Genomic DNA, 15,007 nt, shown 5'->3' on the forward strand with positions numbered 1-15,007 from the left:
ATCAATCCATCGTGGTTGTTGAAGAAAAAAAAGCCCTGGCCCGCCGTGCACAGGCCCTGGATTCATCGATCAGCCGCTGATGATTTCCATCCGTGTGCTGCCCCGTCTTCCGATTGTCCCCATGGTACCTGACGGAATAAAGGATTTCCGGGACATGATGGAAGACGGCCCCGTTCATGGCAAAACGCAGGTAGTGGTCGTAGTCGTTGGCCGACTGATAGGCCTCATCCATGTACCCAGCCAGATGATGCAGCTTTGTTTTGTACAAATGGCTGACACCCAGGTGATACCAGTCGGCGAAACAGGTTTTGAAGTCATAATCCGGAAGCCGTATCTGACGAATGATCCTTTGCCTGTCGTCGACCACGTTCATGTCGGAATAGACGAAATCGGCCTTTGTCGTCACCATGGCATGGACCAGCCGTTCAATCATGTGGGGATGGGGAATGTCGTCACCGACAACATAGGTGCAACAGTCTCCGGTCACCCGTTTCAGACCTTTATTATAGGTGGGGGTTGCCCCGATATCATTATCGAAGGTGATTATTTTAACGATCCGGTTCTGAGGAAACCGCAACTGCCGTTCCCTTACAATCCCGCCGTCCTCACTCATCCGCACAAGCGGCTCGCTTGCGGCGGTCCGTATCTCCTCTTCGAGCCGCGACAGGTAGTGTTTCGTCCCGTCCGTGGAACCTCCGTCCACAATGATGATTTCAAGGTGTTCATAGGTCTGGCAGAGGCAGTGATCAACGCAGGCCGGTAAATAGTCGGCCTGATTGAATGTGGGGATGACGATGGAGACCAATGGCTTCATTCTTCGTTTCGTCCTGATCGGCAGGCGGTATTGTGATGCCGGCCGATGGCGTCATAATCGCATTTTTCAAAAACACCGAGTTTTCCGCCAACGGTGGCGTCGAGTATCCGTCGTCCGTCGTTTTCATAGACCTCTTTGGCGATCAGGTAGGATTTTTCAGAACCCGCAAGATCCGGATAATGCCATTTCACCCCAGGGCCAAAATAATCCGGATGAAAATGATTGACGTCGTCTCGGGCCGCAGTCACCAGCTGATGGGGTTTTCCCGCATCCGGGAAATAATGGTCCACCCCGACCAGAACAACCGTATCAAACCCCAGATAATAGGCCACCTGCAGGGCGCAGTACGTGACCGTACACCCTTCGTTCCATACAAAACTCCCGATATTGTATGAAAACGGGCTGTCATTGGTATGATCCATAAAAAAAACATTCCATCTGTTTTGGATCATTCGACGTGTCTGATACCGTAAAAACTTGATCGATCCGCATCGGTCAAAATCACGATGAAACTGCCCGATGAGGGTCGGATTGGTTGCGCACAGAAATGTGGGCTGGAACCCCATGCGTTCATAATTGAGGTAGATGCGGTTCAGGCCGATCGTATATTCGTCCTTGAGCTTCGTCAGATCCGTCCTGTTGAGAGACGGCCCGTTGCCCATGATGAAACAGCGATTTCCTTTGAAGAGGCCCTGCAGATCCTCAATCTCCCATTTTTCGTTGGGGTCATGAAGCACGCACCCGGACGGGCCGCCCAAGGGAAGCCGAAAGGCTTTGCCGTCACCGGCATCGCAATCGGAGGGGATGGTTTTTTCATACTGCCGGCGCAGATGATACCGGGCAAGGTCATCTGTTTTGTCTTCAACCACAAGGGCCGGCTGATCCGCGTTTTCCAGACAATCCGCGGGAACCCGCCCCTGGCCGGCGATGAAAGGCGCCCCACCCTGCCCTGCCTTTTGGCCGCCGTGCCATGTGCGGGGGTCATCGCTTCCGTCATGGATCGTGTGATACACGGCATAAAGAACATGGTTGAGGGGCATGTCAAACGCGCTCATGCAGGGCTGAGAAAGACAGTGCCCTTTCGTTTCGGCGTTTTGTCGGAGCAGGGGGAACCAGGGGTTTGGCATGCGTGTTTCAAACAGCTGCGTAAGCGGCAGAGATTTCAGTTTGTCCGTCTTGTATACGCCCACCGTTGACCAGGCGCATGGGATCCGCTCTCGTCCGATCTGCACATATTCCGAATAACCGGTCACGGGGTTTGGATCATCTTGGGCGGCGCAAACCAGTTCCTTGAGCCATGACGGCCTGAGAATGACGGCGTCGGGCGTGAGAAACAAAACCCTGTCGAAACCGTCGATCGCGCGGAAGAGCGACTTGTTGCGTTTGAACCATGTATACTTGAGACCGATGCCGATGGCATCCTTCATATCGCAGGCACGTCCTGTTGACCCGCCTTCGATGATTTCATAGGGAAAGGGCGCATCATAAGAGGTGTCGCAATAACCAACCTCCTTTTTGGCGCTCAGGGAGACCAGAAGCTCGAGGATCGACTGGCTGAGACGCCTTTCCCCCGGATCAAAGACATAGTGACAGGGAAAACCTTCATCGATGAGGGCGAGCGTTTCGAGAAACAGGCCGATCCGTTTGAAGCTCCCCGAAGACAGGTCGATGAATACACACATGCTATCGTTCATATGAACGGCCCGCCGAATCCTTTGGATTGTTCTTGATTTTGCATATCCCGACGGGAATGTATTCGGGGTTCCAAATCCCCCAGGGCATGCCGTTGTTTCCCGATCGGTAGTAAAAATCGGCAAGTTCCCGATTCAAAACATTCCCCGGACGTTTGATGTCAGCCATGATTTGATCATACTGATCAGCGTTTGACGGGACATCATCGGCGAGGCCAAACAGGTCCCTCAGGCTTTTTTCAGAAAAACACCATCCCATGGAGGCGTCATGATACCAGTCGTCTTCGTTGGCCGCACTGGTTGTCGCAAGAAACGGCCTGCCGGGTTTCAGCACACGCAGGCATTCCGTGACGGCAGCCAGGACCTCCGTGTGATTCATATGCTCAAACACCGAAAGCGAGACAACGGCATCGACCGCGTTGTCCGGGCACAACCGCATGTCCGATATATCCGATTGGTATAAAACAAGGTCCACGTCCTTGTTTTCCAGTATGCCGACAAATTGACGGCAGGATTCCACGCGAAGGGGTTTATCGTTTTCACTCTCTTTTCGGGCATGTTTGTACGTTTCGGCAAGATGGTCGAGATAGGAATGTTGATACCCGATCTGGTGTGCTATTTTGATGCAGTTGACATCTCGGGGCGAGGGCCTTGGCGCAAAATCCACCGAAAGGACACGATACCCCATGTCGACCAGCACGTATTGAAGCAATCCGCCACCGGCGCCGGCATCGAGAATCGTCGCGTTTTCAGGAAGATGCCGAACCCTCTCGACGATCCAGATAAGATCAAGAAGATAGTGCCACCCAATGCCCATTCTTCTTTTTTTCATCACGCCCCTGATAAAGGACGCGGCCTGAGGAAAGCGATCAACAAGGGAAAGCGGCAGCAAGGTCAGGCAGTCCGTCACGGCATCGGCCCGGGCCGTTTTTTTTTCAGTATGCCAATGCATCCTTCAGATCCCGACGTTCAAAAATCGACAGATTCCCGCCCACCGTGGCGTTTACGATGGTCCGCCCATCGTCCTCATACGCTTTTTTTGCCAGCAGATACATTTTTTCCATTTCATCGACATTGGCGGCCTGCCATTTCTTTCCCTTGAAATAATCCTTGCTGAAATGATTGGAATCATCGTCGTGACTCAGGATCACCTCGCCTTCACTGGCTCCTTTCTGCTCAACATAGTTATGGTCAAAACCGATCAAAACGACACGCCGGTAGCCCAGTCCGTATGCGATATGGAGATTGAAAAAACTGACCGTGTGGCGCCAGGATGCATTTTCAAAGATATTCGTACTGAATTCCGGATACCCGATGGCTTCGAGAAACCAGGTGGTCGGGCCGTCATTGATGCAGTAGGAGAGCCAGTAGGGAATAATTTTGTCAAGATGGTCCAGCCGGTTGATATGCTGACGCGACTGCTCCGCAACAAGGTAGTTGACGACGGTGTAATAACGTGCATTTGCAATCAGTTCATCGGACAGAAACGCGTTGTTGCTTATAATGACATCCTGCCCCTTTAGAAGCGAAAGATCCGTTTTAGCCAGGCTCGGACCATTGCCAACGATAACGCAGACATCGTTTTTACGCTCGGCGATCCGTTTTCTCAAAAAATCATGGGTTCGCTCGAACTGACGTTTCCTCCAGGCCAGATCGAAGGCCCACCGTCTTTCTCCGACGGTTCTTAAGGCCTTGCCGGGCACATACTCCGTATCGATATCAACCGGATCGGCCGGAACCGTGAAGGCGAGGCCCTTTTCCGTCATTTCGTTGAAGGTTTCGGAAACGGCGTCCTTATGCCTGTTGTCCGATATTGTCCTGTGACAGTCATACCCCCCGTTGTACGCCCGGAGCAGTCTTATGTATTCGCGCTCGATTGTTTCCGGGTTTTCGATGGGCGTGTTGTATCGCGTCGCCAGTACGCCGTCCATGTTCTGGACATTGTACTCTGCAAAAAGCCTGAGCCACCTGTTATGGACATATCCGAAATGCCCCAGAAGCATGTCGCAGACTTCACGATAGCTTTTGCCGCGGGAGCCTAAGGTCTTGTTGGAATCATAGAACCGGAAGCAGGCCAGGTCCTCGTCAAGATAGACAAACCGAACCCCCGCCTTCACGCATCTGATCCAGTACTCGTAATCCATGCAGTAATGAAGGCTCTTTGTCAAAAACCCGACGCGTTCGATGACAGACCTGCGCATGAAAAGGGCGGGTTGAAAGATTCCGCATTCCTGCTGGAGTCGCCACGGCAGGGATTCGGGGTTCCTGTTGACATACACGTCCCGTAATTTTTCTCCCCGTTCATTGACATAAATCCCCTTCCCGTAAACGATATCGGGGCAGTCCCCGTCATTGAAACGGCGGAGGACCGTCTCAAACACATGGTCGTCACAGTAATAATCGTCGGAGTTGATCCAGGCGACAATATCCCCGGACGCCCGCTCAAACCCTTTGTTCACGGCATCGCTTTGACCGTCGTCATCTTCGGCGATCAACGTGACATGCCCGAAGGATGCCGCGATCTGACGGCTGCCGTCCACAGATCCCGGGTCAAACACCAGGTGCTCGACCGGCAGAACGGTCTGCTTTGCCACGGAATCAAGGCAAGTCCCAAGAAAAGCGCCCTGATTGTAACTCGGGGTGATAACCGATATCGTGTTAACCGTTTTCATGTACACCTTCTTTTTCTCTAAGCCCCACGTCCATGTCATGGGATTTTTTTAACGTCAGCACGTCCGACGGGTCCAGATTCAGATGATGGAAAAAGGAAAAGGCGCTGTCCCAGTCCCGGTCCTCCCGGCCCACCCCCAGGCGAACGGCCAGCTCGATATTCCGTATGATGAAGGATTTCAAGGCGATGTTCGCAAAAACGAATTCGTGCATCCGGTCCAGCTCATCATGGCTGACGGCACGGCACTCGATCAAATGATTCAGAAAGCGGATCAGCCTGAAGCTGAAATAAATCGCATCCCGCATTTGATAATCGGACATGAACTGTTTTTCCGTCTCTTTATGACCCAGGGCTTTACGTTTTTCTTCGAGGGTCTGGGTCCTGTGGCAGATCAGGGGCCGTGAAATCAGAAGGCAGGGAGAATCTGAGAATGCCTCCATCATCATACCAAGCTGGGGATACATAATGCCGAAATACCTGGACGCGTCAACCGTCACAAAGGGCTCCCTGAGGAAGATATTCACCGAAATAAAGCCGATGATGCTGATGATGCCCCACTCGGAGCAAAACGCCCGCAGGCTCTGCCGGCTGACGTCGTTCGATTCGGAAAGGTTCATCCAGTTTGAGGTTAAAAGCTTAGAAAGATCGAATGACCGCCGTGTCCTGTTCAGAATATAAAACGGATAGTCCCCGCGTTTCAGATGTAAGAGCACCTCAGGCAACGCATCGGGGCATTCAAGAAAATCATCGTCACCGAAAATCCACAGGTATTTCCCCCGGCAGCGCCTGGTGCATTGAATGAGATTCTTTTCAAGCCCGATATTTGACGGGTATCGTTCATAATGGATAAACGGATAATCCCGCACCATGTCCGCCATCATCCCGGGGGTTTCATCCGTGGAGCAATCATCGGCCACATGGATCTCAACCAGGTGACGGGATTCATCGGTCATCTGTGAAACAAACCGCAAAAGGCCGTATCTGAGTTCGTTGACCCTGTTGTATGTCGGAATGGCGATGCTAAGCAGAATATCCAAAACGCGGCCTCGTCCCTGCACGTTGACAGTCTTTGATTAAGGGCCCTAACATGCCCTGCGTTTGAAAATAAACCCGTAGTTCACGAACTTTTTCGATTTGCCGTACTGCAATGTGTCGCCCTGAAGAAAAAGAAGGTCGAAGCCGAGCTGATGCATCTTATCGATCAGGTCATGGTTCGTGATGCCCCACTGCCAGATATAGAAGCAGTCCCGCAGCGGCCTGTTCTGCCTGTGGTCGTTCTGATAGGGATCTTCAAACACCCGCTTGTAGGTCGGATGGTCCTTCGGATGCGGCACATGGCTGAAATAGTCCTCGACGCTCAAATCCAGGAGCCTCACCGTAATCGGGCTGTCAAAGAACTGCGGATTGACGATCAGAAACGCGTCCGTGTAGTTTGAATACATCCGCAGCACCTCATCCCAGTTCGGCGATACCATATGCAAAAGAATATCAAAAAAAATGACGGCATCCACCCGGCCGACCCGTTCAGGCATGGCGGCATCCGAAAAAAGACCGTCGATGACGGTGATATTTTCCCGCTGACCCGACAGCGACAGAGCGTTCTCATTCCAGATGGCATCCACCATGATGACCTCATCCGGGCTATACTTGTCATGAATATACTGACCGTATGCGCCGTCGACGCCCCAGACGCATCCCAGTTCAGCGACTTTCCTGATATTCAGATGCCTGAACGCATAATCGATCACATCTTTCTTGAACACGGTAAATCTGTCGGGATAGGTCCGCTTCAAGTCCTGTTCAATCTCATCCGCTCTGGCTTTCATGCCCCAATGTGTCTGATTCATCACTCCCTCCATACCCTGTATATCTCTCGTTTCATGTCATGATGTTCCAATGCAAAACAGTCAGCCAACGGTGATCACCCGTCCGCTTGATCGGTATACTCGATCAGAAAGCCCCGCCAGGCACCGCCCCAGACTTCCGTTTGCCGTGTGGCTCCAAAATCCCGGCACATGCGTTTGAATCCATCCCGGGTAAAATGGGTGACATGGCAATCGTTGTCTGCAAACAGGGTCCCCGGCAGGGACGGATCGGGATTTTTCAGGAAATGCCAGCTGTCCTCTTCGAAAAACGGCACCGATATATACGCCGCTGAACCGTGTTTGATGCAGTACCGGCTTATCTCTCCGAATAATTCACGCGGATGTTCAAGATGCTCCAGCACCGAAATACACGCCACCAGATCGAACCTATCAGGCAACGATTCGGCTGAAAACGGCTCCGCTCTGAGATCCAGATCATATTCATCACATCCGAACCCGGTGGCCAGATGGTTCAGATCAAACCCCTTCACGGGAGACATGCCCCGCCCGGCAGCCACCTTCAGCAGGGTCCCCGTACCACACCCAATCTCGAGTACGCTGGAAAGACGGGGTATCTCCCTGCAGAGATTGTCAAAAAGAGAGTTCGAATACCCCACATTACGCTCGTGCACACTCTTATGCCATTCCAGCGCAGCCTTCAGAAACCAAGGCTCTTCGATAAAACCCGACGGATTCGCCATGGAACGGCACCGGAGGCAGTAATAAAGCGGAATGATTTTCTTTGTGCGTTTTGTCGGGACATCCCTCAGATGACAGACATATTCACAATCACAAACAGGGCACCGTCGCTCCGCCAGATGGGTGTTGTTTTCGATCTCACAGGTTGTAGGAGCCGTATCCACAGAGCTAACGGTGTGACAATGTGTCTGGCTTTCGTGTGCCTCAGGCTTTTGAGCAATGACCGTGATGGTCAGGCTGTGCCCCGGAACCTTGCGGGGATGGGTCCAGGGGTTCTCTTTCATGCCCATATAATAGGTATAAACGATATCGAGGGGTTCGACCAAATACACCTGTTCCCGGTCCCACTGCCAGGAAAGATTCGGCTTTTCTTCGAAATGAAACCCGGCATCGACCAACGCCTCATAATATGCTTCTCCGATTCGGGTTTTGTTCTCGATACCGAAAATGTCAATCGTGTGAATGATCTTTCCTCCGGGCTTCACGATCCGGTACATATCACGGCAAACCGATTCGATCTGATCGGGCGGAACGTGTTCGAGCGCGGAGATACTGAAGACGGCATCAAACGATGCCTCGTCCAGGCCCATCGAGAACTCGCCCACAAAGACAGGATGGAAGGTTGTATTCGTGCGTGCTTTCAGAGACGCTTCGAATGTCTTACCGTCATAAAAACCCGGCCGGTCGGCCATGTGATACTCCATGCGGTCTCCAATCTCACGATCAAAAATTGGAGATAACCCGGCCCCAAGTTCCAGCACCCGTGCGCCTTTCATGGTCGACACAAGATCATAGACAAACAGATAGCCCATCTGTTTGAGACCCCAGCCGTTTGAACCGTCAAAAATCAAATGCGGATATTTGCATTTCAGCCCGATCAAGTCATCGCACGTCGCAAAACGATACATGCTCCCCCTCCACGCTCACAGATTCGGAAAGATCCGTCATGCCGTTCTCCGCCAAATGGCCTTGATACTGACACTCTGGCAACTGGTTCTGATTCGATTGATCGACCCCGGATAGATTTTATTCCATGAATAGATCGCGTCATCCGAATTTGACGCGTAATGCGTACAGAACACCGCCTGGGCATCCACGACAGGCGGTTCCAGAAACGCCAGCCCCAAGCCCTGTCTCAGGTCAAGGGACCGATACAGGTCAACCTGGGGATTTGTCCTGACGTTCACATGGTCGCCCACATAAAGGTCAATGGCGTGGATGCTCAGACCGCCTTTTTTCAATATCCGTGTTGCATCGCTGAAAAAATCATTCACGACATCCAGCGGGACATGCTCGACCACGGAAATTGAAAACACGTAATCAAAAAAATCCGTGGGTATCTCCCGGCTGAAATCACCCATATTGGCTCTGATCAATTTAATATTGGGTCCGCAGTCAACGTCTCTCGGGCCATGGCCTGAGCCTTCGAGCGGATCGATATTCCAGCATTCGTTGTTCTCGGAAAGCAATTCAAGGATTCTGGACTGCCCTCCTCCAATTTCAGCAATTTTTTTACCTTTTTCCTGTGAAAGAACGGACAGGACAAAGGCGTCCTGAACCTTTTTTATCGAGGTGTTTTTTGTCACGCAGTGTCCGTGATCGATCCAGTCGAAATAGTCGTGTTTTGATATGATATCAAACATAAATCAGTCCTATGCAGCATCAGGGCAAACGTGAACCGGAACCGTGTCAATGGGTCTGGCGGTCCGGAGGGACCGTCATGACCAGTCCGGCTTCGAGAGCCTCCGATCGTTGACGGATAAGGTGAAATCCAGCTTGAAAAGGCGGGCCGCATGTGCCGTCGTTTCCCGGCACCAATGTTCAGACGTGTCATCGTCCGTCGTGATGGAAACGACGCCGTTCTTCGCGCAATGGTGTGCGATCAGAGACATGATTTTAAGGACATTGTCTTCCCTGCCGCGCCCGGGCACGATGAGCGAGATATAATCGGGCTTCCGGTACGTGAAATAATATCCCCACAGCGCTTCATTGTCCGCTTCCATGGGCACATGGATACAGCCCGTCTCGACCCGGGAGGCGTCCTGGGACAGGCAGACGCGAAGCGGCCGGTCTTGCGGCGTGCAGAAGATCTGAGCCTTGGTGTGAAAGGGGTTGAGGCGAAGGGCCCGCTCAAAGCAAGCCTGGGCCTCGGCCCCCTGGCCTTTCTCAAGAAGGAGTTCACCCGTTTTGAAGTGGGCCCACGCCTTTAAATCGACTCCGGTTTTTTCATCACGGGCGATCCGCTCATAGATCGGCAGTGCCTGATCAAACTGTTTTTCCTTATGGAATTCAATCCCCATATGATAGAAGGTCTCATAATCCTGTTTTTCCGAGGAAAGACTCAAGACGAGCGACGCCGTTTCCGCAGCCCCCTTCAGGTTTCCCGAGGCCATCATCAGATCACGGATCAATTGCAAATAAGGGATTTTCGGAAAATCCTCAAACAGATCGATCACAGGGACACCCGGCGCGAGCGTTTCCAAGCATTCCCCGGCGTCTATATTCTGCACAAGCCTCGAGGGAAGTAAAAGGGCGTCCACGCCGAGACCATCGATCTCATCCAGAGAAAAGACAGGAAGCCCCTCATAGGTCTCTTCCTTATATTCCGCCTTATAATCGAGGATACCGCGTATCGTGGGGCCGGGCAGCTCGTGTGTTATCATCGAAAGATGCTTGATCCATCCGCCGACGCCGGCCAGGAGAACCTGTTTTATCCCCTGATGCACAGGCAGATCGGGCCATTTTTTCCGGATATGGGAATCCGCCAGCTGTTGGACAAGCCGGTGCCCGTTCTTAACGGATCGCTGTGAAAGGAAATGCGGTGAATGGATCTGCCGGCGGGCGAGCTTCTCTTGCTGCGCCGCATACGAAACGGCCGCATTCGTAAAGGCTAAGGCGTCGACGCCGTCTGAAAAAGCGATGATATTCCCCCAGCCCCGGTGATCATGCAAACGGCAGGGCCACGTGTGGAAACAGCGCCAGGTGTGTTTTGCGCCGTACTGAACAACCGGATACCATTCGGAAATATAGAGTTCATACCCTTTGGACGCCAGAAGACCGGCCAGATCGTTGAACGTATAGTCGAGACAGGCTGTTTTGGCATCTTCGAACTCACAGACAATGACTGAGGGGTGAATCCGATCCCAATCGATGCCGCGAAGCACAAACAGATCGTACCCTTCGGTATCGATTTTAAGAAAATCAATGTGCTCGATGTTCGACGCGTTGCAGTACTCAGACAGGGTGACGGTTTTTGTTTCGCACCGGAGGGTATGGGTTTCATGGAAGGAACACAGCGATGAAATGCCGGAGGATAACGAACTTGTAAAAAAAGGCGATGATTCGGCAGACGCATCGGAAACCGCGCAGTTTTCCGGATGAAAGGTGTCAAAGATACCCAGGGATTCGGCCAGTATCTTATAATTATCGGGATCAGGTTCAAATGCATGCACTTGCCACCCCGACTCAAGAAACGGCAGGCTCGTCTTGCCGTGATGGGCGCCCACATCAAACATGATTCCCGGCTTGTTTTTTTTCAGATATTCAAAAACGATGGCGACTTCATCCATGAATGCTGTCCTTGATCATTGTGGGGCTCTTGTATGCTTTCACCGACAGGATGCCGTCCGAAACGGCCTCAACCGTTAAACCATACTCTGTTCCGGCACGAACGACGGTTTGGGGCAAACGGTTCTGCGACATGCCCCTGCTCCTTACCATCGCCGCGCCGCCGGGGGCCATGTGTTTTTTCAACAACGCGAACACCTGCGGCCACGAACCGTCGGCCACCGGATCATCCATTGCCAACTCAATGTAATCGGGCTTTCGCCAGGCGAAATAATAGTCCCACATGGGCGGGTCATTGTGTGTCATCGGGATCTCAATACAATCGTTTGCATAAAACGATTTGCCCAGAGCGACCTTGAGCTTACCGGCCTGCGGCACCGTGTAAAGCAAGGCTTTGGTATGGTTGGGGTTACAGGCCAAGGCCTTGCGAAGCCAGATCTGGGCCTCGTCCTGTTTTCCCTGATCCAATGAGAGTTCGCCGCGTTTGAACAGCGCCCATGCGGTCAGCTCAGGGCCGACCCGATCATCGGATGCGACGTTTTCGTAAACCGCCTGTGCCCCGTCCAGATCATGGCGTTTATGCAGTTCGAGCCCGATATGATAGTACCGTTCAAAATCCCCGGCCTCCGGATGGCCCTCCAGAACAGACAGGGCCGACGACAACGCCTGATCGTAATCCCCCCGGTGAAAGGCCCTGTCCCGTCTGAACCGGAAATAATCCGTTGGCGATTGGACCAGTTTTTCAAACAACTCCGTCTGTCTGTTGTTCTTTTCAATCAAAAGGGCCTGGTTGCGCACCCAGATCTCATGGGTTCGTTTGAGCTTCTCATGCGCCTTCATCAACGTCGCATGGCGGAAAATCAAAGGCCGGCCGGTGTTGACGATCTCTATCCCGTGCGTTTCCCGGCACGGCGGTGATTCCTTTAAAACGGCGGATTGGGAAATCGTATTCGCGAGCAGGGCCACATACCGGTCAAGCACATGCTCGTCGGGCACATGAACCATCCGATCGATGAACCGGGCCGATTCGTCGGATGAATGAAATCCGGACGACGGGTTTTCGATCAGTGCTGTCAGTTTCTCATAAAGATCATCCCTGCACCATGCGACACTGTTTGGGAAAAAGGTTGAGCAGACACTCCGGGTCGCATGCAGGTATTCTGGGCAAATGAGGGTCTTTCCCAGCATGACGGCCTCAAAGGCCATGCTGGTGCCGATATCCATGACGGCATCGGCCCATCTCACCACAGAACCCGAATAAACGTCATCGTCTGTGCAGGTCAGGTTGGGAATCCCTCCCTGCAACTCGGGATAGACGTCCAGAAGCTCATTCCAGCCCTCACTCCGCGTATGGGGAATGACGGTCAGGTGGACAGAGGGGAACCGGGTCACAAGCCTGATCGTCCAGTAAATCTCCTCCCAGAAAATCGGGTAGGCCTTATTGCGGAGAAACAGGGCGATTTTATAAGAATCCCGGGCCGGTTTTATGTCAAAAGGCGGAACGATGTCATCAAGAGCCGAAAGCCACTGTCGATTGAACCGGGGAGACCCCAGAACGCAGATGCGATCGTCAGGAAGATGCGGCGTGTAACGCCCCGCACATTTTTCATTGGGAACGACGACAGCATCACACAACGCGCCGGGGCTATAGATATCGGTCTCCTGATATGAAATATCCCCCACCATGATCATGGCGCCCTCATGGGGGCAGTCGCCATGGGGAAGCATCAGGACCGGCCGATTCATTTTTCTGATAAGGGGGACCATGTTGCTGAAAAAATCCAGATGACAACCGGACGTCGTCATGATCCAGTCAAAGATGAACGTTACGTTCTCACAATCTTTGCTTAGATGATCGGCCAGGCCTTCGGCGAATGCGGGTGATGATATGACCGAATGAAGCGGGAGGAGTCCGGAACCTGATCCGTCGGAAACCATGGCCCCGGGCAGATGCGCCATCGTCTCACAGATGACATCCCCGTGCTGTGACAAAAACCGAATGCGGAAATCGTTATCAAGGTCATAACTGAAAAGACCAACGAGTTTCACCACTCCCCGTTTTTGACGCAGCCAGGCCCAGATGACGGGCGTCAGATGGTCAAGATCGTTCACATGTCTTAAAAAAAACACAAGGGTCTTCATGTCGAATCACGCCATATAGCGGACTACCAACGGGTCCACATGCATCAAATCTTCCACCCGCGCATGGTCTTGAGCCGTGTCCACGCTGTATACCTCATACCGTGTCGGAACCATCCTGACCTTGTAGCCGTGCTCAAGGATACGAAGCATATCGATCGATTCAATTATCTCGAGGGGGGTCGGGGCCATGGTTGTATAACGGAGAAGGAAATCCCGCCTGAACGGTATCACGCAAACCTGTTTACCCATGGGGATCACGCCCTGATATTTTTTGCGCGATGGAATGGGTTCGCGTGAAAAATACATGGCATTCATATGGTTGTCCATGACGACCTTCACCTCGTTGGGATCTTCATGCTCCGTTTCATTTTTCAATGATCCGACAAGATTCGCGACAAGAATCGAAGCATCGTCAAGCATGGGCGTCACGGCCTCATCGATCATTTCCGGCCGGATCATCGGTTCATCGCCCTGGATCATCACCACGATGTCCATGGCGTGACCGAGCTCTTTTTCAATGGCCGTCATCGCCTCCGCCGATCGGTCCGTGCACCGTTCATGGTCTGCGGAAGTCATGACGGCCTTGCCTCCGATGCTCACGATATAATCGAAAATGACCTGATCGCAGGTGGCCACGTAAACATCATCGAGCAACCGGCTCAACCGGCTGCGGCAATAGACATGACCGATCATCGGCATGCCGAGGATCGGTTTCATCGGTTTTCCGGGGAAGCGTGTGGAGGCCATGCGGGCCGGAATAATGCCGTAAAGTTTCATTCGCGGTATCCATGTGTTTATATGAAAGACAACGGCGGCACCGTCTCAAAGGTCTTTCATGCTTCGTTGGCGGCCGGGCGCGTCACGGGGCGGCCCATGACGTCAGGCTGACTAAGGGCCGGGATCTGTTTTCATGGCATTCATAGCCTGCCGGGACATGCACCCCAAGGAAACGGCCGAGTTTCCGCCATTTGTCAGGGTCATACAAATCGCCGTCAAACAGGGCCGAAGGGTCATGACGACGGAAAAAATCACGAACCTCCCGGTTATGCAGTTCATAATACCATTTGTAATGATCGGCAAGGCCGTCTAACCGCATCTTCTTTTCGCCCTGAAACTTATCTTCATCCTCCGGCGTGATGACACCCTGATCCCGCAGGGTATAAAATTCTTTTTCCCGATGATAGATTTTGCTGTGGATACGGCATCCGCCTGGAACGTAACCACCGAACTTCACGCACATGGATCTGAACCAGTCATCCGGATCCCTTGAGAAGAGGATAAATTTCGCATGGTCAAAGCGATGGTAAAGGATCTTGTAAAAACCGGGCATCCACCACGGCGAATCCTCAAAACCCTCGGCGTCGATAAACGCCTGGGAGGTAAATATTTTTTCATAGTCCCCGTTATACCAGGCCGCAGACCAACCGTTCTCGAGGTCGGCGAGCCAACCGGCCCAGCGATACCCCGAATCCCTGAGAAATTTCCCCACGGATGTCGTTCCGGAGCGTTGCATCGAGATACAGAAAATCTTCATCGTTTCACCGCCAATCATAAAACC

At 52.6% G+C, this 15,007-nt stretch carries 12 protein-coding genes; all 12 read right to left on the reverse strand.

Annotated features, from left to right (window positions below):
• Position 1: 1 nt before the first annotated feature.
• The 12 genes from ACYQ11_RS02555 to ACYQ11_RS02610 all read right to left on the reverse strand — a co-directional run bounded on the left by ACYQ11_RS02555 (position 2) and on the right by ACYQ11_RS02610 (position 14,983).
• Positions 2–814 carry a glycosyltransferase gene (locus ACYQ11_RS02555; RefSeq protein ID WP_459922167.1) on the reverse strand — a complete coding sequence of 271 codons (813 nt, stop codon included), beginning with the start codon at positions 812–814 and terminating at the stop codon, positions 2–4.
• Complete coding sequence (locus ACYQ11_RS02560) at positions 811–2,508, reverse strand: 6-hydroxymethylpterin diphosphokinase MptE-like protein (protein ID WP_459922168.1); 1,698 nt, start codon at positions 2,506–2,508, stop codon at positions 811–813. Before ACYQ11_RS02560 ends, ACYQ11_RS02555 begins: the two co-directional genes overlap by 4 nt.
• Positions 2,498–3,457, reverse strand: coding sequence for a class I SAM-dependent methyltransferase (locus ACYQ11_RS02565; RefSeq protein WP_459922169.1), 960 nt, complete (start codon positions 3,455–3,457; stop codon positions 2,498–2,500). The genes ACYQ11_RS02560 and ACYQ11_RS02565 overlap by 11 nt, the downstream gene beginning before the upstream one ends.
• Positions 3,441–5,177: a glycosyltransferase family 2 protein gene (locus tag ACYQ11_RS02570; RefSeq protein WP_459922170.1), complete on the reverse strand. Its 1,737-nt coding sequence runs from the start codon at positions 5,175–5,177 to the stop codon at positions 3,441–3,443. The genes ACYQ11_RS02565 and ACYQ11_RS02570 overlap by 17 nt, the downstream gene beginning before the upstream one ends.
• Entirely contained in the window at positions 5,164–6,213 is a 1,050-nt protein-coding gene (locus tag ACYQ11_RS02575; RefSeq protein ID WP_459922171.1) for a glycosyltransferase family 2 protein, read from the reverse strand. The genes ACYQ11_RS02570 and ACYQ11_RS02575 overlap by 14 nt, the downstream gene beginning before the upstream one ends.
• A gap of 45 nt (positions 6,214–6,258) precedes the next feature.
• Positions 6,259–7,023 (reverse strand): class I SAM-dependent methyltransferase, encoded by a 765-nt coding sequence (locus ACYQ11_RS02580; protein WP_459922172.1) that lies wholly within the window; start codon positions 7,021–7,023, stop codon positions 6,259–6,261.
• Between the two features lie 74 nt (positions 7,024–7,097).
• Complete coding sequence (locus ACYQ11_RS02585) at positions 7,098–8,648, reverse strand: methyltransferase domain-containing protein (protein ID WP_459922173.1); 1,551 nt, start codon at positions 8,646–8,648, stop codon at positions 7,098–7,100.
• A 36-nt stretch (positions 8,649–8,684) separates the two neighbouring features.
• Entirely contained in the window at positions 8,685–9,383 is a 699-nt protein-coding gene (locus ACYQ11_RS02590; RefSeq protein WP_459922174.1) for a class I SAM-dependent methyltransferase, read from the reverse strand.
• A gap of 75 nt (positions 9,384–9,458) precedes the next feature.
• Positions 9,459–11,309, reverse strand: coding sequence for an FkbM family methyltransferase (locus tag ACYQ11_RS02595; RefSeq protein ID WP_459922175.1), 1,851 nt, complete (start codon positions 11,307–11,309; stop codon positions 9,459–9,461).
• Positions 11,302–13,113 carry a hypothetical protein gene (locus ACYQ11_RS02600; RefSeq protein WP_459922176.1) on the reverse strand — a complete coding sequence of 604 codons (1,812 nt, stop codon included), beginning with the start codon at positions 13,111–13,113 and terminating at the stop codon, positions 11,302–11,304. The genes ACYQ11_RS02595 and ACYQ11_RS02600 overlap by 8 nt, the downstream gene beginning before the upstream one ends.
• A gap of 342 nt (positions 13,114–13,455) precedes the next feature.
• Positions 13,456–14,226 carry a 3-deoxy-manno-octulosonate cytidylyltransferase gene (locus ACYQ11_RS02605; RefSeq protein WP_459922177.1) on the reverse strand — a complete coding sequence of 257 codons (771 nt, stop codon included), beginning with the start codon at positions 14,224–14,226 and terminating at the stop codon, positions 13,456–13,458.
• Between the two features lie 82 nt (positions 14,227–14,308).
• Positions 14,309–14,983: a sulfotransferase gene (locus ACYQ11_RS02610; RefSeq protein WP_459922178.1), complete on the reverse strand. Its 675-nt coding sequence runs from the start codon at positions 14,981–14,983 to the stop codon at positions 14,309–14,311.
• Between the last annotated feature and the right edge of the window lie 24 nt (positions 14,984–15,007).

The sequence above is a fragment of the Desulfatiferula olefinivorans genome (genome assembly GCF_054657895.1).

What these genes read in the sequence shown, in the direction of transcription:
- ACYQ11_RS02555 (WP_459922167.1), bottom strand. Translation starts at nt 814, where the DNA reads ATGAAGCCATTGGTCTCCATCGTCATCCCCACATTCAATCAGGCCGAC.
- ACYQ11_RS02560 (WP_459922168.1), bottom strand. Translation starts at nt 2,508, where the DNA reads ATGAACGATAGCATGTGTGTATTCATCGACCTGTCTTCGGGGAGCTTC.
- ACYQ11_RS02565 (WP_459922169.1), bottom strand. Translation starts at nt 3,457, where the DNA reads ATGCATTGGCATACTGAAAAAAAAACGGCCCGGGCCGATGCCGTGACG.
- ACYQ11_RS02570 (WP_459922170.1), bottom strand. Translation starts at nt 5,177, where the DNA reads ATGAAAACGGTTAACACGATATCGGTTATCACCCCGAGTTACAATCAG.
- ACYQ11_RS02580 (WP_459922172.1), bottom strand. Translation starts at nt 7,023, where the DNA reads ATGAATCAGACACATTGGGGCATGAAAGCCAGAGCGGATGAGATTGAA.
- ACYQ11_RS02585 (WP_459922173.1), bottom strand. Translation starts at nt 8,648, where the DNA reads ATGTATCGTTTTGCGACGTGCGATGACTTGATCGGGCTGAAATGCAAA.
- ACYQ11_RS02590 (WP_459922174.1), bottom strand. Translation starts at nt 9,383, where the DNA reads ATGTTTGATATCATATCAAAACACGACTATTTCGACTGGATCGATCAC.
- ACYQ11_RS02595 (WP_459922175.1), bottom strand. Translation starts at nt 11,309, where the DNA reads ATGGATGAAGTCGCCATCGTTTTTGAATATCTGAAAAAAAACAAGCCG.
- ACYQ11_RS02600 (WP_459922176.1), bottom strand. Translation starts at nt 13,113, where the DNA reads ATGACGACGTCCGGTTGTCATCTGGATTTTTTCAGCAACATGGTCCCC.
- ACYQ11_RS02605 (WP_459922177.1), bottom strand. Translation starts at nt 14,226, where the DNA reads ATGAAACTTTACGGCATTATTCCGGCCCGCATGGCCTCCACACGCTTC.
- ACYQ11_RS02610 (WP_459922178.1), bottom strand. Translation starts at nt 14,983, where the DNA reads ATGAAGATTTTCTGTATCTCGATGCAACGCTCCGGAACGACATCCGTG.